General features: G+C 60.3%; 16 protein-coding genes. 11 read left to right on the forward strand and 5 right to left on the reverse strand.

Features of this window, described 5'->3' with window-relative positions:
- Positions 1 to 192: 192 nt before the first annotated feature.
- Positions 193 to 1,110 carry a LysR family transcriptional regulator gene (locus tag BXA01_RS03890; protein WP_076567658.1) on the reverse strand — a complete coding sequence of 306 codons (918 nt, stop codon included), beginning with the start codon at positions 1,108 to 1,110 and terminating at the stop codon, positions 193 to 195.
- Positions 1,111 to 1,256: 146 nt separating this feature from the next.
- Here BXA01_RS03890 and BXA01_RS03895 point away from each other — a divergent pair, with 146 nt between their 5' ends.
- The 4 genes from BXA01_RS03895 (at position 1,257) to BXA01_RS03910 (ending at position 5,289) form a co-directional block, all read left to right on the forward strand.
- On the forward strand, positions 1,257 to 2,303 hold the full coding sequence (locus BXA01_RS03895) for an SDR family oxidoreductase (protein WP_076563281.1): 1,047 nt from the start codon (positions 1,257 to 1,259) through the stop codon (positions 2,301 to 2,303).
- 57 nt (positions 2,304 to 2,360) lie between these two features.
- Entirely contained in the window at positions 2,361 to 3,671 is a 1,311-nt protein-coding gene (locus BXA01_RS03900) for an NTP/NDP exchange transporter (RefSeq protein ID WP_076563282.1), read from the forward strand.
- 84 nt (positions 3,672 to 3,755) lie between these two features.
- On the forward strand, positions 3,756 to 4,298 hold the full coding sequence (locus BXA01_RS03905; protein WP_076563283.1) for an AAA family ATPase: 543 nt from the start codon (positions 3,756 to 3,758) through the stop codon (positions 4,296 to 4,298).
- A gap of 88 nt (positions 4,299 to 4,386) precedes the next feature.
- Positions 4,387 to 5,289, forward strand: a complete 903-nt coding sequence (locus BXA01_RS03910; RefSeq protein WP_076563284.1) for a bestrophin family protein — start codon at positions 4,387 to 4,389, stop codon at positions 5,287 to 5,289.
- A 30-nt stretch (positions 5,290 to 5,319) separates the two neighbouring features.
- Here BXA01_RS03910 and BXA01_RS03915 read toward each other — a convergent pair whose 3' ends face one another.
- Positions 5,320 to 5,619, reverse strand: a complete 300-nt coding sequence (locus BXA01_RS03915) for a hypothetical protein (protein WP_076563285.1) — start codon at positions 5,617 to 5,619, stop codon at positions 5,320 to 5,322.
- 104 nt (positions 5,620 to 5,723) lie between these two features.
- On the opposite strand from BXA01_RS03915, the gene BXA01_RS03920 reads away from it, so the two are divergent.
- The 3 genes from BXA01_RS03920 (at position 5,724) to BXA01_RS03930 (ending at position 8,842) form a co-directional block, all read left to right on the forward strand.
- Positions 5,724 to 6,335, forward strand: a complete 612-nt coding sequence (locus tag BXA01_RS03920; protein WP_076563286.1) for a transferase — start codon at positions 5,724 to 5,726, stop codon at positions 6,333 to 6,335.
- A gap of 230 nt (positions 6,336 to 6,565) precedes the next feature.
- Entirely contained in the window at positions 6,566 to 7,549 is a 984-nt protein-coding gene (locus BXA01_RS03925) for a helix-turn-helix transcriptional regulator (protein ID WP_076567660.1), read from the forward strand.
- Between the two features lie 165 nt (positions 7,550 to 7,714).
- A complete protein-coding gene (locus BXA01_RS03930; RefSeq protein ID WP_076563287.1) occupies positions 7,715 to 8,842 on the forward strand; it encodes a mechanosensitive ion channel family protein in 1,128 nt (375 codons plus the stop codon).
- Positions 8,843 to 8,878: 36 nt separating this feature from the next.
- On the opposite strand, the gene BXA01_RS03935 is transcribed toward BXA01_RS03930, so the two are convergent.
- On the reverse strand, positions 8,879 to 10,798 hold the full coding sequence (locus BXA01_RS03935; RefSeq protein WP_076563288.1) for a tyrosine-protein phosphatase: 1,920 nt from the start codon (positions 10,796 to 10,798) through the stop codon (positions 8,879 to 8,881).
- A 338-nt stretch (positions 10,799 to 11,136) separates the two neighbouring features.
- Between BXA01_RS03935 and BXA01_RS03940 the strand changes: the two genes are divergently transcribed.
- The 3 genes from BXA01_RS03940 (at position 11,137) to BXA01_RS03950 (ending at position 14,102) form a co-directional block, all read left to right on the forward strand.
- A complete protein-coding gene (locus BXA01_RS03940; protein ID WP_076563289.1) occupies positions 11,137 to 12,675 on the forward strand; it encodes a class I SAM-dependent methyltransferase in 1,539 nt (512 codons plus the stop codon).
- Positions 12,676 to 12,956: 281 nt separating this feature from the next.
- Positions 12,957 to 13,838, forward strand: coding sequence for a manganese catalase family protein (locus BXA01_RS03945; RefSeq protein WP_076563290.1), 882 nt, complete (start codon positions 12,957 to 12,959; stop codon positions 13,836 to 13,838).
- 51 nt (positions 13,839 to 13,889) lie between these two features.
- The gene (locus BXA01_RS03950; RefSeq protein WP_076563291.1) at positions 13,890 to 14,102 is read left to right on the forward strand and encodes a hypothetical protein; all 213 of its coding nucleotides are present in this window, start codon (positions 13,890 to 13,892) and stop codon (positions 14,100 to 14,102) included.
- Between the two features lie 73 nt (positions 14,103 to 14,175).
- Here the strand turns inward: BXA01_RS03950 and BXA01_RS03955 are convergent, their stop codons facing one another.
- Positions 14,176 to 14,607 carry a DNA methylase gene (locus BXA01_RS03955; RefSeq protein ID WP_076563292.1) on the reverse strand — a complete coding sequence of 144 codons (432 nt, stop codon included), beginning with the start codon at positions 14,605 to 14,607 and terminating at the stop codon, positions 14,176 to 14,178.
- Between the two features lie 160 nt (positions 14,608 to 14,767).
- Between BXA01_RS03955 and BXA01_RS03960 the strand changes: the two genes are divergently transcribed.
- Complete coding sequence (locus BXA01_RS03960; protein WP_083957534.1) at positions 14,768 to 16,339, forward strand: sensor domain-containing diguanylate cyclase; 1,572 nt, start codon at positions 14,768 to 14,770, stop codon at positions 16,337 to 16,339.
- A 10-nt stretch (positions 16,340 to 16,349) separates the two neighbouring features.
- Here the strand turns inward: BXA01_RS03960 and BXA01_RS03965 are convergent, their stop codons facing one another.
- Complete coding sequence (locus BXA01_RS03965; protein ID WP_076563293.1) at positions 16,350 to 17,444, reverse strand: GNAT family N-acetyltransferase/peptidase C39 family protein; 1,095 nt, start codon at positions 17,442 to 17,444, stop codon at positions 16,350 to 16,352.
- Positions 17,445 to 17,519 lie beyond the last annotated feature (75 nt).

Here is a 17,519-nt window from a genome sequence, read left to right on the forward strand (position 1 = left end):
CCGTATTTTTATTCTTGAGCCTTTTTCTATTCGGCGCCCCCATTACCGTTTTCGAAAGGCCTGCCCTGCAAGCTACTGTTTTGCCACCATAGTGTCTAGTGTATTGCTCCAATGTCTGCTCCTGGCCGATTGCTGCCAGTCGCCATGGGCCCTCTGCTGCCAGGCCATGTATTCGCCTCACGAAACCGCGCTTCAAACACCTGAGCTTTCCGCAATCTCCCCTTCCCCCCGCAAAAAATCCACAAACGCCCTCAGCGGCGAAGGCATGTGACGGCGGCCGTGGTAATACAGAAACGGACCGTCGAAGGCCTGCCACCAGTCCTCGAGAATCGGCACCAGTCGACCATCGGAGAGCGGCTCGCGCAGGAAGTCCTCGAAGGTATAGACGATGCCCAGTCCGTTGATGGCCGAGCGAATTTTCAGATCGTGCGACGATGTCAGCAGTTGCCCCTGAGGCGGGATACGCACGATACGGCCGTCTCGATGGAACTCGAATACGCCGACTTTGCCACTCTCGAACCGATGGCCAAGCAGGTCATGACCCGGCAGTTCTTCGGGGTGAGTGGGCGTACCGCGTTCAGCCAGATAGCCCGGGGCGGCGGCTGCAACGAAGCGTTGGCGACGCGGGCCGATGGGCACGGCGATCATGTCCTTGGCCAGGCTCTCTTCATAGCGCACGCCGGCGTCATACCCGCCAGCATTGACGTCGACAAAGGTGTTGTCCATGACGACTTCGACACTGACCCCTGGATAAAGGCGCAGAAAACGCGCCAGCAGGTCGGGCAACAGAAAGCGTGCCACCGGCACTGGCACATTGAGTTTGAGCGTGCCGACCGGGCGCTGAGCGTCGTCGTCGAGATCGTTGAAAGCGGCGTCGATTTCTTGCAAGGCCGGGCGCAGGCGCTCGAGCAATCGCTCGCCGGCTGCCGTCGGCGTGACGCTGCGCGTGGTTCGATTGAGCAGGCGCACGCCCAGATCGCTTTCCAGCCGGCGCATGCAGTCGCTCAACGACGAGGCGGACAGCCCGCGCTTTTGCGCGGCAGCACGAAATCCCCCTGCCTCGACCACCGCAGCAAATATCGATACATCGGTAAGGTTTGGTTTACGCATGGACGCTTCCTCCGCAAGCGCCTGACTGTACGCCATGCCGTACGGGCCATCCACCAATGCCCGACTTATCCTCGCGCATTCGTACACCGATACTGCTCACTCGCCCCCGCCAACCGGGAACCTGTCAAGCGAATGAGAATCCCCCGATGAGCCATTCACCCGCTACGCCAAGCAATACCGCGACCCAACGCCTTCTCAAGGCCACCCGAATGCTGTTCGCCATTTCCGCGATGGCCGGCACACTGGCTGCGCAGGCGACTTCCCGAACGGAGCCGAAGCCGGACTGGTCAACCCACGACATGCCCAGCCAGAAAGGCCGCATCGTGCTGGTGACCGGAGGGACCAGCGGCATGGGCTATGAAGACGCGCTGGCCCTGACGCGCGCCGGTGCCGAGGTGATCATCGCCGCACGCAACGCCGAGCGCGGCCGCGAAGCGATTACGAAGATCAAGCAAGCCGTGCCCGAGGCGCGCGTGCAATTCGAAACGCTGGACCTTGCCAATCTGCAATCGGTGCGCGACCTCGCCAACCGTCTGCGAGGGCGCCTGCCGAGACTCGACGTGCTGATCAATAACGCCGCGATCATGTCGCCGCCTGTTCGCGGCGTTTCCGCCGATGGCTACGAGATGCAACTGGCGACCAATTACCTGGGGCATTTCGCCTTGACCGGCCTGCTGATGCCTCTGCTACGCAAAAGCGACGATGGTCGGGTGGTCAGCCTGTCGAGCATCGCCGCCGGGCGCGCAAGCCTGAACTTCGATGACCTGCAGGCTGAGCGTGCTTACGACCCTTTCGCCAGCTACAGCCAATCGAAACTGGCGATACTCAAATGGAGTATCGAGCTGCAGCAGCGCAGCGACGCCGCCGGTTGGGGAATACGCAGCATCGCCGCTCACCCCGGCGTTGCCGTGACCGAATTGATCGCCCGTGGACCTGGCCTGGACAGTGAATTCGGCAAACAATGGGCTGTAGAGCGGGACAGGTATCATTCCGCAGCGCAGGGCGCGCTGCCCACCTTATATGCGGCGACGGCGCTGGAGGCGGTTGGCGGCGCCTACTACGGCCCTACCGGTGATAACGAGAAGCGCGGGCCGCTGGGCTTCGCCAAGATGCCACCGGCCGCTGCCGATCGCTCGAATTCGGCCACACTGTGGCAACTCTCCGAGCGACTGACTGGCGTCACCTACCGCTGACCGCCCGGCACGGGCAGGCCCCGTGCCATTGCCCCGCCACTCCCACAGGAGCGCAACATGGATACGTCTCTTCTTGCCCACCGCGCCGGCGCCATCATCAATGCCGAGGCTCACGAGCTGCGCCCTGCGCTCAACGGTTTTCTGCTGTTCGTTTGCCTGTTCGCCGGCTATTTCATGCTCCGCCCGATCCGCGAATCGATGGGCATCACTGCCGGCGTCGAGAACTTGCAGTGGCTGTTCACCGCGACCTTCCTGGTCATGCTGGCGGCCGTGCCGCTGTTCGCCTGGCTCAGCGCACGCGTGCCGCGCCTGCATTTCGTGGACTGGGTGTACGGATTCTTCTGCACCAACCTGCTGTTGTTCGCCGCCTTGTTCCTGGGTGAGGAAAGCCCGTGGCTGGCGCGCGTGTTTTACGTGTGGATATCGGTCTACAACCTGTTTGTCGTATCGGTCGCCTGGAGCCTGATGGCCGATGTCTTCGACAGTGCCCAGGCCAAACGTCTGTTCGCGTTCATCGCGGCGGGCGCCAGCGTCGGCGGCCTGAGTGGCCCTGCGCTGAGCGCCTTGCTGATCGGTCCCCTGGGTGAGTCCGGCCTGATGCTGCTGGCCGCTGTTCTGCTGGCCGCTGCGATGTGGTTCAAGCGCCAGCTGATGCACTGGCGTGAACGGGGTGGCGCAGGACGCCCCGATGCCGCGCCGAGCGAAAGCCCTCGCAGGCCGTTGCCGGGCAATCCGTTCAGCGGTATGACGGCCGTTTTGAAATCACCCTATCTGCTCGGCATCTGCGGTTTTGTGGTACTGCTGGCGACAGTCTCCACCTTCCTTTACTTCGAGCAGGCACGCGTCGTCGCCGAACACTTCCCGGACCGCGAGGCGCAGGTGCGCGTGTTCGGCATCATCGACTTTGTCGTGCAGGCGGGCGCCCTGCTCTGTCAGCTGTTCATCACTGGACGCCTCGCGCAAAGGCTCGGCGTCGGCGTGCTGTTGGCCATGGTGCCGCTGATCATGTGTGCTGGGTTTATCGGACTGATCTTCGCGCCCAGCTTTGGCCTGATCGCCGCGCTGATGATCGTGCGCCGCATCGGTGAATACGCCTTCGTGCGCCCAGGCCGAGAGATGCTGTTTGCCCCGCTCGATGCCGAAAGCAAGTACAAGGCAAAGAACTTCATCGACACCGTGGTCTACCGCGCCGGCGACGCCATCAGTGCCTGGGCAAAAAGCGCGCTGGACGCCCTCGGCCAAGGTGCAGGCATGGCAGCGCTGGTCGGCGCGTTGTGCGCACTGCTGTGGGGGCTGCTGGGATGGCGACTCGGCGAGCGGGCGGACCGCCGAGCCAGTGTGGCGGGAGCGCGGCAAAACCCAGCGTAGCGTTCAACGGTCATTGACTGAGACAGGCATTGCCGTAGAATCGCCCGCCCAAAAAATCAGCTTGCAGAGCGAGAAGGAGCTTCGATGCAACGGGTGATGATTGTTGGTCAGCCTGGGTCTGGCAAAAGTACGTTGGCGCGCAGGCTTGGTGAGCGCACGGGGTTGCCGGTCGTGCATATCGACACGATCCATTGGCAGCCAGGCTGGATCGAGCGAAGCCCGGATGAGAAGACCCGACTCTGCCTGGAAGTCGAGGCGCGTGATCGCTGGATATTCGAAGGTGGCCATTCGACAACTTGGGAAAATCGCGTCGCCCGTGCAGATCTGCTGATCTGGATCGATCGTTCGCCACCGCTTCGATTCTTGCGCGTCCTGCGTAGAACGCTGCTCAACCACGGTCAGTCTCGGCCCGACTTGCCGGAAAACTGCCCCGAACAGCTGGCGAATCTGCCGGAGTTTCTAAAGTTCATGTGGCGGACGAGAAAAACCTCGCGAGCCAAAATGCGCCAATTCGTGTCAACGGCGCCATCGGCTTGCCGGGTGGTTCATCTGCGGTCGAATCGAGAGACGAGGATTTTTCTTGAAAGCATTCGCCCTGCACAGGGCCAGACTTTGCAGACTGACTGACGGCTGACCGCCCCACCAGGGAACTGCCGGTGCCAAGCATCGTCCGAGCTTAAGCGTTTAAGCAAACAGCTCGCCACGAGGTTTCCGTTTGAAAGCTGCCATCGTCAAAAAATACCGTCTGATCATCAAGACCCTGGGTTACGTGGGCTGGTCTTTGTTCTGGTTGCTGCTCTGGGACATCGCCGTCACCGTCGACTTCATGCTGTTTCTCAACGCCAAGCTGAACCTGCCGTTGATGCCGCTGACCTTGCTCGGTTCGGCGTTGATCGTGTTGATCAGTTTTCGCAACAGCAGCGCTTACAACCGCTGGTGGGAAGCGCGGACGCTGTGGGGGTCGATGATCAACAATTCCCGCAGCTTCGCCCGGCAGGTGCTGACGCTGCTGGACGACGCAGGTGGCGAGGTTAACCCGGTTAAATCGACGCTGTTGCGCCGCCACGTCGCTTACGTGAATTGCCTCGCCGCGCACCTACAGGGCCAGCCATGTCCCGACGAGGTGCGGGCGTTTATTCCCGCCGAAGAATTCGCCCGCAGTGGCACAACCAATAACTTTGCCAACGATATCCTCACCGGCTCAGCGACTTTGCTCGCTCGCGAATACAAGGCCGGGCATCTGGACAGTATTCGCCTGGCGCGGCTCGAGTCGACCCTGGTGGACTTGTCCAACAGCCAAGGCGGCATGGAGCGGATCGCCAATACCCCGCTGCCCTACCCTTATGTGTATTTCCCACGGCTGTTCATTTCGCTGTTCTGCCTGATCGTCCCGATAGGTCTGGTGGAATCCCTCGGCTGGTTCACGCCGCTGGCGTCGACCGTGGTCGGGTTCATGCTGCTGGCCATCGAGCGCATCGGCACCGACCTGCAAAGCCCGTTTCGCCACAGCGAACACCAGATTCAAATGGAAGCGCTGTGCGAAACCATCGAAAAGAATTTTCAGTCAATGCAGCGTGATTCGTTGGGGGATGTACGCAGGGTTGAGGCGCTGCTTTAGCAGCAGCGCTTTTCATCAGATGCGGAGCGGCTATTGACGAGTGTCCGCCGCCTCGGCCGGGTAAAACTCGCCCTGCTTGCCCATTTCTTCGAGTCGTTCGCGCGCTACCGCCTCAACACGGGCCACTGCGTCTCGATCGTCAGGGTCAACCAACTGCAAGCACAGGCGTCGCACATTTTGGTCATGGGTCCCCTCGCTAAGCATTTCGTGGGTGAAGACCTGTTCAGCACGCCATAGACATAACTGGGTATGGGTTCCGCCGAGCCATATCTCGTTGATTGATCTCAGATCAGTGGTGGCCAGTTGATCCACGGTAATTGTCTTATCCATTGCGCCGTACCTTGAAAATGCTTGTACAGGTACGACTGGCAGGCGTAGCGAGTCGTTCAAGTCGTCGACAGTCCACCCACGCCTCACTTATTCGGAAGATTCTTATGAAATCGCCAAAAATCGAAGATTACATCGCTCAATGGCCATTACTGGGCGTGGACTCCTCTGCCCCTTGGGCGGTGGTTCAGGATTGCGAGAGCCGGATTCTGGAATTGCTTGAAACGCTCGGCCCGGGATACCGGCGCCACAACAATTGTGCGATTCATGAAACCGCCATTGTTGAGCAAGGCGCCGTTCTCAAAGGCGCAATCATCATCGGCGAAAGCTGCTTCGTCGCGGCGGGGGCTTATCTACGGGGAGGTGTATACCTCGGCAAAAACTGCATCGTTGGCCCCAGCTGCGAGCTGAAAAGTACCTTCATGCTCGATGGCAGCAAGCTTGCCCACTTCAACTTCGTCGGCGACTCATTGATTGGCGAAGCGGTAAATATTGAAGCCGGTGCGATCATCGCCAACTACCGTAACGAACTGGACGGAGCCGATATCAAGATCCGCCACGAAGATCAGGTGATCGAAACAGGCGTCAGCAAATTCGGAGCGCTGGTGGGTGACGGCTGCAAGATTGGCGCAAACGCTGTGATTGCTCCTGGCGCTTTGTTGCGGCCCCACACACGTGTTCCTCGTCTGGGGTTGATTGATCAGTTTGCTTACGAATGACACCAGATATTCGAATCTATTTTTCGGCCAGAAGCTGCCGTTGGAATGTGTACCTTCCCGAGTATGTTCCGAGGTGGTGATCTGTCTGCCGGGAATATGCAAGTGCGATTAATTGGCTGTCTGCTCTTGCTTGAAAGCAGTCCATGGTTCCAGCCTTGTCACTGAACCGTCACACCCGCCTCCGACGCTCGACCGATCTCGACCGTCGCCCCAAGAGCCCGCATTCCAAAATGCCGCCCATCACCGCCACCTCCCCACCCCGCCAAAAGATTATCCTGCGCTCCGACAACCTCACCTCTTCCGACTTCGGCGCCCTGTTCTCCAGGCTCTTCGGCAACCGCTACGCCGATACTCCGCCGCCGCCCTCCAACATCATCATCGGGGGTGTCTACGGGCGGCACGACGGGGTGAGTTTTCGGCGTATGCATTACCACGGCGACTTCAGCGTCACCCTCCCCGATCCGCAGAACGAAATCACTTTCGTCATCCCCACCGCCGGCAAGATCGTTTTCAACCACGCCACCGAGTCCATCGGCATGGAGCATGTCGGTCTGGCAATCGACAAGGCGGACATCCGTTCGATGCGCTTTGTTGACGATCACGCGCATCACGGCATTTCGATCAATCGTCTGCAGCTCACCGAGCGGTTGTCGGCGCTGCTGGAGAAACCGGTCGTGCAGAAGATCGTGTTTGAGCCAAGCGTGGATCTGAATAGCCCGGCATTTCAGGGCCTCAAGGCGTTGATTGATCTGGCCACGGGCACTGAGTTCGATGCCTTGATCAACAGCGGCACGCTGATGCCGTCGCGCTTACGCGAGATGTTGATCGATGCGGTGCTGGAGGCGTGGCCGCACAATTTCACTGAGGCTTTACGGGGGCCGGCGCCGTGTGTGGCGCCGCGACATGTGAAGGTGGCGATGGAGTTTATTCAGGCGCATCCGCAGCAGTTGGTCAGTGGCGTGGATCTGGCGCGGTTGAGCCATGTCAGCCAGCGCGCCTTGCAGGAAGGTTTTCGGCGTTTTGTCGGGATGTCGATCGTGGCGTATCAGCGGCAGGTGCGTTTGCAGCGCGCCTATGAAGCGTTGGTGCGCGGGCATGCAGGCTCTGTGACGGAGGTGGCGTTGAGCTTTGGCTTCAGTAATGTCGGGCGCTTTTGTCAGTATTTTCAAAGCGCTTACGGCGTAAGCCCAGCGGAGTTGAAGGCCAGGCGTTGACCATTCGGTCCGGCGAAACCTGCATTTGATTGAACAGCAGGAATCTCAGGGCGACTAACCCAGACAGGTCGTTTGACGGCACCGCCGATTCAAGCGGCGTTTACCTGGCTGCGACCGACGGTGCGTTTCTGCGCGCGTCGGTGCAGGCTTCGCAAGGGGGTTTCCATGACCGAGGATTTCATCGGCTTTTTCACGGCTCACACGATTTTAGGAATTTCACTGGCGAACTGGGTGCTGGCATCTCTCGCCGCGACGCTCAGTTATCTGCTGACCACCACGGCGATCCGCTTCGTTTTCCGCAAAGTGCAGGCGCGGGCCAGTGCCGGCAATGGGCATCTGACCTACATGGCCAGCGAAGTGCTGGCGGCGACCAGCACCACGTTGCTGCTGTTGGCATCGATTCTGGTCGGCATCGGTTTGCTGGATTTGCCCGAGCGCTGGCTCGGGCGGGTCAGCAGTTTATGGTTCGTCGTGGCGGCGTTGCAGGTCGGCCTGTGGACCAACCGCGCGCTGGCGCTGGGGTTGCATCGGTATTTCTCGCGGCATAACGCGACCGGCACTTTTCAGGCGAGCGCATTGGCGACCCTGAGCCTGTGGGGCGTCAAGGTGTTGCTGTGGGCGGTGATTCTGCTGGCGATGCTGTCGAACCTGGGCGTGAACATCACTGCATTCGTCGCCAGCCTCGGTGTCGGCGGTATCGCGGTGGCGCTGGCGGTGCAGAACATTCTCGGCGACGTGTTCGCCTCGCTGTCGATTGCCGTCGACAAGCCGTTTGAGGTGGGTGATTTCATCGTCGTCGGCACGCTGGCCGGTACGGTCGAGCACGTCGGCCTGAAGACCACGCGCATCCGCAGTCTCGGCGGTGAGCAGATTGTCATGGCCAACGCCGACATGATCGGCAGCACCATTCAGAACTACAAACGCTTGCAGGAACGTCGAGTGGTGTTCGAGTTTCGTCTGACTTACGAGTGCACCAGCGAACAGATCCGCCAGATCACTCAACGCGTTGAAAGCATCATCAAGAACGAAAAACAGGCACGCTTCGACCGTTGCCATTTCCGCAGTTTTGGTGAGAGCGCTCTGGAGTTCGAAACGGTGTACATCGTTCTGGACGCTAGTTACAACGTCTACATGGACGTGCAGCAACGCATCAATCTGGCAATCATGGAAGCGGTGGCCGAGCTGGACGCGACGTTCGCCTTCCCGGCGCGCACCGTGCATGTCGCCTCGCTGCCCGAACCCAGCGCGCAGCCGGCACGCACACCGCAACCTTCGCGTGCGCAGCATGCTTGAGCGCAAGAGCCCGGCAATTTGCCGGGCTCGCTGTGTTCAAAACGCGTAACTGGCCTTGAGTCCGCCATTGAAACCATGGCTGTCACCGCCACCGTTGGCGCCGACCTCAGCGCCTACACTCAGGGCGCCGAGGTTGGCCATCAGATTAACGCCGCCGCTGAACTGGTCGCGATTGTCGAACGCCGCGCGCTGCTCGATATCCAGCCCCAGCAGCTGGCCTTCGCTGTCGACTTGCTGATTGCCGAGCGCACGTTCATAGCCCACGCGAACGCCCGGGACCAACTGCCACGCACCCATCGTCACCGGGGCGAATGACACGTCGAGGTTGGCCACTGCACTACGGCGGGTCTGCTCGATGCCATCGACGTCGAGCGCCAGCTCACTGCCCTTCTCTTTGAAACCTTGCAAGTCGAGATGACTGACGCGAAAGCCCAGGCTAGGTTCGACAATCACGCTGCTCAGCGGCAGGCGATAACCCAACGCCACGGTCGCGCCGGTGAGATTGCCGTGAGTGTCGCCCTTGGCAGTGCCGACACCACCGCCGAGCTCGCGTTTGCTGTCGTAGTCGACGTAACCGGCGCTGGCGTTGGCATCGACAAACATGCCGCGCTCAAGGCTGGTGAGGCCGTAACGCGCACCGAGGTTGAGGAAGGTGAAGTCAGTATCGGCCTCGCCTCCCGCGCCGCCCACGCTGCCCTTGCTGTAGCCAAAGCCGCCGCGTGCGCTGAGTTGTTCGCTGAAGCGCTGGGTGATGCCGAGCATCAGGCCTTGGCTGTGCTCGTTGCTGCTCTCGGAATGGGCCGAGCCGTCCGTGCCGAGGTAGCTGGCGAGCGCGGTGCTCCAGAGGCGGTATTGGCCGACCTTCAAATCGCTGCCACTGGCGAACGGTGCGGCGGCTTGTTCGATCATCGCGTTCTGCCGCAGCAGGTAGCTGGCCGCATCAGCGTGAACCTGACCGCCGACTTGAGATTCGACACCGCCCAGAGTGCCGGCGTCGATCGCCGATTGCAGGTAGTAGTTGTAGGCGCTGTAGGTGCCGGACAGCTCGCTATTCTGCAACTGCTGCAGCAGTTGAGCACCGGCAGCGGCGTTGCCGACCAGCCCGGCCTGACCCGGCAAGCTGTTGTACTCGACCAGTTTGCCGCGCAGTACGTAAATGGTTTCCTGGGACAGACCGAGGCCCTGCTTGAGGTAGTTGTCCATGCTGCCGTACTCAGCGGCGACCTGGTCGAGACCGGCCTGCAAGTAACTGGCCTGAACGCCGAGCAGCGGCTCGTAGACAGCGGCCATGCTCGGCGGCAGCGCTTTCAAGGTCGCGGCGACACGGGCGGCGGTGTAGTCGTTGGTCGCCAGATAATTGGCCATGATCGTCGCCTCATCGACGCCAGCGATGCTCTGCAACACGGCGGCGGTCCAGCCGGTGCGGTCCTTGCCGGCGGTGCAGTGGAACAACTGCGCGGCGTCGACACTGGCCAGCTCATTGAACAACTGGCCGAACTGCCCGCGCATGCCGGCATCGCTGACGAACGCGCGGTTGGTGTCCTCCATCATCGCCACCGCTTCGGCGGCGCTGTGGAACGAGATATTGGTGATGTCCGCACCCGAGGTGGTGCTGCCGATGATGTCGATATTGCGGTAGGACGCGCCGCTGATCATCGTGTCGGGCGTCGCGGCGATTTCGCTGGGCGTGCGCAAGTCGTAAATGGCTTTGATGCCGAGACCATTGAGTGTCGCCAGATCCGCCGCCGACGGCGTCAATGCGTTGGAGCGGTAGAACACGCCGCTGCGCATCACGCCGTCGTGGGCGGTGGAGTACGCGGTGGTGATGCCGGCGATGTCGCGAAAGTTGTCGATGCCGCTCAAGCGCGGCGTGTCGAGGCTGACAGGCTCGGCCGCGTGGGCAGCGGCGATGGACAGGCTCAGAACGGACAGCGAACACAGAAGACGTTGGAACACAGTGCAGCCTCATGAAATCAGCGTTGGGCTGGTCACTATGGGCAGACGAGTGGGAGGGAATATGACAGTTTCGGCCGGCTACAAAATGCCTGCGCGAATGGGCCGTGGGGTGCGTGATCGGTCCATCAATCCTGCTTGAATGTGTTGAAGATCCCTGTGGGAGCGAGCCTGCTCATGAAAGCGGCGTGTCAGCCGATTATATTCAAACTGAAAAAAAGCTTTCGCGAGCAGGCTCGCTCCCACAGGGTTTGGGGAAGTATCCGTTTTTTCAATTTGTCGCGCGCAATCACAACCCCTTATAAGACTGCCATCACTTTCAAGAACAAGAGGCTGTACCCATGAGCAACGCCTGGAACGAAGGTTATTTCACCGACGAAGGCTACACCTACAGCTATAGCCGGGAGATCAATCCGGTGTTCCTGCGTTACTGCCTGTTGTTGCGCGGGTTCGCCACGCTGGAAAGCAACGACGGCGTGCACTGCGAACTGGGCTTCGGTCAGGGCGTGTCGATCAACATCCACGCGACCGCCAACCCGGGTTCGTTTGTCGGTACGGACTTTCACCCGGGTATGGCGGCCCATGCCATCGAACTCGCGACTGCCGCCAACAATGGCGCCCGCCTGTATGACGACAGCTTCGAACAGCTGCTGGCGCGCAATGATCTGCCGCAGTTCGACAGCATCAGCCTGCATGGCATCTGGACCTGGGTCAGCCGCGACAATCAGAAACTGATCGTCGAATTCGCCCGCCGTCACCTGAAACCAGGCGGCATGCTCTACGTCAGCTACAACTGCTTCCCCGGCTGGTCGCCGTCGGCGCCGCTGCGCAATCTGTTCAGCCTGCATGACCGTTTCGCCAATGCCTCGGCGCGCTCCGATGAGCGTATTGACGCCGCACTGGAGTTTTCCGAAGCACTGCTCGCGGCCAACCCGAAATACGCCGCTGCGGCGCCGAGTCTCGGCGCGCGGCTGCAGAGCATCAAGGGTCAGGATCGTCACTACGTCGCCCACGAGTATTTCAACCGTGACTGGAATTGCATGTACTTCGCCGACATGGTCGACGCGCTGGCCCCGGCCAAACTCGACTACGCCACCACGGCAGTGCCGCTGGACTCGGTCGCCCCGCTCAACCTGAGCGCTGAAGGCATGGACTTTCTGGAAACCATCGAACATCCGATCATGCGCGAGCAAGCGCGGGACTACTTCGTCAACCAGCACTTCCGCCGCGACCTGTACGTGCGTGGCGCGACGCGCCTGTCCGCTGCCGAACGCCGCGCGAGGATGCTGCACAGCCGTTTCGTGCTGCTGCAACCCTGGGAAACCGTGGCGGGCTCGGTCAGTGGTCCCGCCGGCGAAGCGACGCTGCAACCGGAGATTTACGGCCCGGTACTCGATGCACTGGCGGCACAGAACTATGCGGCCAAATCGATGCGCCAATTGCTGTCCGAGGCTGCGCTGGCTTACGACGACCTCGAACAAGCCCTGGCCGTGCTGATCGGTATGGGCGCGGTCGCTCCGTGCCAGAGCGAGGCCGCCGAGTCGCAGGTCAGCGGTCGCTGCGCCGCGCTCAATCTGCAACTGTGCAAACGCTCGCTGTACGGCGCCAACATCCAGACCCTGGCCAGCCCGGTCACCGGTGGTGGCGTGACGGTCAGCCGCTTCCAGCAGCTGTTCCTGATCTCGATCAAGCAAGGCAAACAGCAGCCAGCCGAGTGGGCGCAACTGGCGTGGAGTGTGATCAGCGAACAAGGTGAAGTGCTGGTAGAGAACGGCCAGCCGCTGCTCACTGCCGAAGCCAATATCGCCGCGCTGACCGCACAGGCGCAGGTATTCGCCGAGCAGACGCTGCCTGTGCTGAGGGCGCTTAAAATCGCTTGATTGCAAACAAATCCTTGTGGGAGCGAGCCTGCTCGCGAAAGCGCTGGATCAGCCGCCTAATCGGTGACTGACGTACCGCATTCGCGAGCAGGCTCGCTCCCACACTGGTCGTAGATCCGGGTCAAGCCAACCGTCCTGTTTCCGGAACTTTCCGCCCTCTGCCGTCCGTCCAGCCGGCCTGCAATAAACGAAATTTCCGCTCCACCCACTCCTCACAAACTATGCATGCGCTAACGCCCACCAGGGCAAAAGCGCGATAGCCTGGTCTGAGGAAAATTTGAATGTTCATACATAACAAGCGACTTCAGTACACCGTTCGAGTGGCCGAGCCCAACCCTGGTCTGGCCAATCTGCTGTTGGAACAATTCGGGGGCGCCAATGGCGAACTGGCCGCAGCAGCGCGCTATTTCACCCAAGCCTTGGCCGAGGAAGATCCGGGGCGCAAAGACCTTCTGCTGGACATTGCCACCGAAGAATTGAGCCATCTGGAGGTGGTCGGCTCGATCATCGTCATGCTCAACAGAGGTGCCAAGGGTCAACTCGCCGAGGGCGTTCAAGAGGAAGGCGAGCTGTACCGCGCGCTGAATGGCGCCGGCAATGACTCGCACATCACCAGCCTTCTTTACGGCGCAGGCGCGCCGCTGGTCAATTCGGCCGGGGTGCCGTGGACGGCGGCTTACGTTGACTCGATCACTGAGCCTACCGCCGACTTCCGCTCCAACATTGCCGCCGAAGCACGGGCAAAAATCCTCTACGAACGCTTGATCAACATCACCGATGATCCGGGCGTCAAAGAGGCGCTTGGCTTCTTGATGACGCGGGAAATCGCCCATCAACAGTCCTTCGAAAAAGCCCTGCATTCGATCCAGCCCAACTTCCCGCAGGGCAAACTGCCGGGCATGCCGGAGTTCACCAACAAGTACTTCAACATGTCTGGCGAGCCCAACGTTCGTGGTCCGTGGAACGAGGGCGGCGCGTGGGAGTACGTGGAAAACCCAGAGCCGGCAGTTGATGGCGGTGACGGTCTGGCGACGGTCAGCCTCCCTGCTGACGACGCAGAGGTCCTGGAAGCCATGAAGATCCGCACGGCGTCTGACCCACTCAGCGAGCCGGTGACCGGTGCTGATCTGGGCTCGGGTTACGTGCAAGGCAAAGATGTCTGAACCCGTCCGGCGGCCCCGGACCGGGGTCGCCAATTGCTCAAGGAAAACCACATGAAAAACAGCAAAGTCCTGGCACTGACCTCTGAACATTTTCAACGTTTGATGGAGCACGCATACGCCGGTTTTGAGCTCGACTGCAAACAGGCCTGTCGAGGATTGAAAGTCAGCATGGCGGTGAATGTATTCGGCTTGGGCACCCTTCTCCCGAATAATTTTGCCGATCAAGCCACAGTCCAGCGATCGGAGGTGGCAGCCATCCATTGACCGCGAACTGGCGGGAAGACTTGCTGCTCTGTGAGCCGAGTGTTGCCACCGTCTTCAATGCAGAACCGGGCGTTCAGAAAAGTACCGCCGCCGCTTCCCTCATGAAGATCTCGACGGTCTTCGGCCCTATCCCTTCGAACTCGGACAGGCGCTTCTCCAGCGCCTTACGGTCCGCGCTCGCGGCCACGATGTTACTGACCTTACCGGCGTACTCGGTATTGAGCTTGTTGGCCAACGCGAGCAGTCGCGACGCCGTGCTTTCGTCGTAACGAACGTAACGCGCCTGCCCCAGCATCGACACCAATTGACGGTGCGTACACTGCGCGAGATTTTGCGGGGTGTCTTGGTGATGCTGCTCTACTATGACTTGATACGCCTTGGCGGCAATGGCCCCCTGAATTCTTTTGCCCATCAGAAAACTCGCCAGCAACCATTTGAACAGGCCGGTTTCGTTGGCATTGCGCAGGTCGATGTTCAAGTCACCGGCGGTGATGATTTCGCTCACAAGTCTCACCTCAAGGCGCGCTTCAATTACAGATGTTGACCCGGCACGGCTTTGAACGATCCAATCGCGACCGCCTGGCCAAGGCAGTAAATTGAATTCCAGGTTGAAAAGGATGGTCATCTTTCAAGAGATGAGAGATGACAAGCATAAGGACCCTCAAATGCTCGGTCGTAAGATGCCCAAAACCCGGGGGCATGACGCCGCACAAACCGCTCCCATCAAAGCTGCCAGCGAGATCGCCGCTTTCCGCCTGACAGTCATCTTCATGCTGACGGTCATTCTGGCGTTTCTCGGCGTGGAGGGATGGCGAACCTGGCGTGACTATCATGCAGCCTTCTCGTCGGCGCGTGATTCGGTCACCAACCTCGCGCGGGCAACCGCGCAACACGCCGAAGACGCCATCCGCCAGGTCGATGTGTTGACCGCCGCCCTGGGCGAGCGCGTCGAAGGCGACGGTCTGCAGAACATCGACGTACCGCGCATCCACAACTTGCTGGTGCAGCAGGCCAAATTGATGCCGCAGTTGCATGGACTGTTTATCTACGGCCCGGACGGCAAATGGATCGTCACCGACAAGGAAATGATCCCGGACCCGGCGAACAATGCCGATCGCGACTACTTCCAGTATCACCGCGCCAACACCGATCGAAACGTGCGTATCGGTGATGTCGTCAAAAGCAAATCCACGGACGACCTGATCATTCCGATTTCCCGCCGCTTGAATAACCCGGACGGCTCCTTCGCCGGCGTGCTGCTGGGGACGATCAAGGTCAGTTATTTCGTCGACTATTACGGCGATTTCAAGATCGACGACAAGGGTGCCCTGGTGCTGGCGCTGCGCAACGGCACCATTCTCGTGCGTCGTCCTTTCATCGCTTCGGTAATCGGTCAGAGCCTCGCCGACAGTGAGGTGTTCAAGAACTACCTGCCGTTTTCCAATCAAGGGATCGCCGAGGTCCGAGCGGTCGTCGACGGCACCCAGCGTCTGTACGGTTACAGAGCTTTGAGCACCTATCCGTTGGTAGTCGAAACCGGACTTTCCCGCGAATCGATCATTGCGCCGTGGCGCTGGGACCTGATCAAAACCGGCTTTGTGTTGATGTCGGTGATCACCGCGTTCACGGTCTTCGGACTGATCGTCTTGAGGCAACTGCGCCAACGGATGGTGATGGAAAAGGATTTGCGCAAGGCACACCAGGCCATGAAGGACATGGCGTTGACCGACAGCCTGACCGGGCTGGCCAACCGTCGGCGACTGGACACTGCCTTGATTGACGAAATTCGCCTGGCCAGACGCCAGGGTTCGTCGATCTCACTGATCATGATCGATGTCGATCACTTCAAGCTCTACAACGACAGCTACGGGCACGCGGCAGGTGATGATTGCCTGAGCGCAGTCGGCCAGGCGATTGCGCAGGCGGTAAAGCGACCGGGTGATCTGGCTGTGCGCTATGGCGGCGAGGAGTTTTCCGTGTTGCTGCCCAATACCGATATTCGTGGGGCGGCGCTTGTGGCTGAGGAAATTCTTGAGGCCATTCGATCCTTGCGGATGGAGCACAGAGCCCATCCGCTGGGTCACGTCACTGCCAGTGCAGGTATTGCGGTTGGCAAACCGGCCGAACATGAAGTGACCCCCGCCACTCTTATCGAGTCGGCTGACAAAATGCTGTATGCCGCAAAGCAGAAAGGCAGGGATCGCTACTGTATCGGCGAGGAAGTGCTCGGCGCCTAGCCACCGCTCTTCAACGGGAGCGCAGCATCACGGCTGCGCGAACCCGCTGTACGCCAAACACCGTCATGCGCAGAAATTCCTGGTGACTGACCGGCAAGTGCTGGCAGTCCAGGCCGCGCTTGAGTTTGCTGTGGTCGACATCAGGATCATGCAAGTAGACGAAGTCCTCGTCACACCCGGTGATGATGACCCAATGCGGCGCTTTCAAGCGGGTGAATCGGTAGCTGCTGATCAGCACCAGCGGTTTGTATCCGGCCGCCAACGCAGCGCCGATCTGCAGATAATCACCCAGAACCTGCTCGACTTGCGTGGCAGCCAGTTCCTGGGCAAACCCATCCTCGACCAGTTTCATGATCGACTTCTTCTCCGTGCTGCGTACGCCGTGAAGAAAAAGCGAGCCCGCGTGACTGACCTCAAGGCGCACATCGAAACCGCGCCGCCAGGCCGCCAATGCCAGGCCCTGAGGACTGCAGCCACCGTGCCCCGCCGTCATGAAAATGGTGGTTGCCTCGCGCCACAGCTGGATTTCCTCCGCTCGGGTCATGGCGCGGCTCGAATCGATGGCAGACATGGCCATCAGCAAGCACGCGGCGCCGCAGGTGAACTCGGTGGTCTGCTGGTAATACGGCACTTGGCGCGCGGGCGCTGGTGTTTCGCGCAGGATGCGTTTCTCATAGCGCAACGCCTCGCAGTGATCCTCGTAGTAGTCCTCGACGCTGGCAAAGCGCTGATAGCCGTTGGCTTCGTAGAGGCGAATGGCAGCGCTGTTGTCAGCGCGCACCTCCAGACGCAGCCATGCGCAGTTGCGCGCCAATGCGCAGGCCTGTGCCTCTTCCAACAGACGCTGGCCAAGCTCATGTCCGCGCCACGCAGGGCTGACCGCAATCGAATACAGGCGTGCAAGTGAGGTGCCACGGTGAAAAAGCACCAGCGCGTAACCGCAAAGTGTTGCGCCTGAGGTGACGACAATCAGCGCGGCATTCGCTCGACTGAGCATCCAGCTGAAGTTGCGCTGATTCAACCGGTCGAGGGTAAAACACATCCGCTCCAATTCGACCAGATCGTCGATATCGTCAGTGGATGCAAAGCGAAAATCAAAAGACATGACCGCACCGTAAAGTTTGAGTAACGAACCGGGACAGACCGAAAGGCCCGTGATTTATTGAAGCGGCGTCTTCTT

The organism is Pseudomonas sp. B10, from assembly GCF_900156235.1.
Taxonomy (GTDB): domain Bacteria; phylum Pseudomonadota; class Gammaproteobacteria; order Pseudomonadales; family Pseudomonadaceae; genus Aquipseudomonas; species Aquipseudomonas siliginis.

Bases quoted from the DNA above. Each gene is read 5' to 3' on its own strand.
- BXA01_RS03950 (WP_076563291.1), top strand. From the start codon at position 13,890: ATGAAAAACAGCAAAGTCCTGGCACTGACCTCTGAACATTTTCAACGT.
- BXA01_RS03940 (WP_076563289.1), top strand. From the start codon at position 11,137: ATGAGCAACGCCTGGAACGAAGGTTATTTCACCGACGAAGGCTACACC.
- BXA01_RS03945 (WP_076563290.1), top strand. From the start codon at position 12,957: ATGTTCATACATAACAAGCGACTTCAGTACACCGTTCGAGTGGCCGAG.
- BXA01_RS03960 (WP_083957534.1), top strand. From the start codon at position 14,768: ATGCTCGGTCGTAAGATGCCCAAAACCCGGGGGCATGACGCCGCACAA.
- BXA01_RS03930 (WP_076563287.1), top strand. From the start codon at position 7,715: ATGACCGAGGATTTCATCGGCTTTTTCACGGCTCACACGATTTTAGGA.
- BXA01_RS03900 (WP_076563282.1), top strand. From the start codon at position 2,361: ATGGATACGTCTCTTCTTGCCCACCGCGCCGGCGCCATCATCAATGCC.
- BXA01_RS03920 (WP_076563286.1), top strand. From the start codon at position 5,724: ATGAAATCGCCAAAAATCGAAGATTACATCGCTCAATGGCCATTACTG.
- BXA01_RS03965 (WP_076563293.1), bottom strand. From the start codon at position 17,444: ATGTCTTTTGATTTTCGCTTTGCATCCACTGACGATATCGACGATCTG.
- BXA01_RS03890 (WP_076567658.1), bottom strand. From the start codon at position 1,110: ATGCGTAAACCAAACCTTACCGATGTATCGATATTTGCTGCGGTGGTC.
- BXA01_RS03905 (WP_076563283.1), top strand. From the start codon at position 3,756: ATGCAACGGGTGATGATTGTTGGTCAGCCTGGGTCTGGCAAAAGTACG.
- BXA01_RS03925 (WP_076567660.1), top strand. From the start codon at position 6,566: ATGCCGCCCATCACCGCCACCTCCCCACCCCGCCAAAAGATTATCCTG.
- BXA01_RS03915 (WP_076563285.1), bottom strand. From the start codon at position 5,619: ATGGATAAGACAATTACCGTGGATCAACTGGCCACCACTGATCTGAGA.
- BXA01_RS03895 (WP_076563281.1), top strand. From the start codon at position 1,257: ATGAGCCATTCACCCGCTACGCCAAGCAATACCGCGACCCAACGCCTT.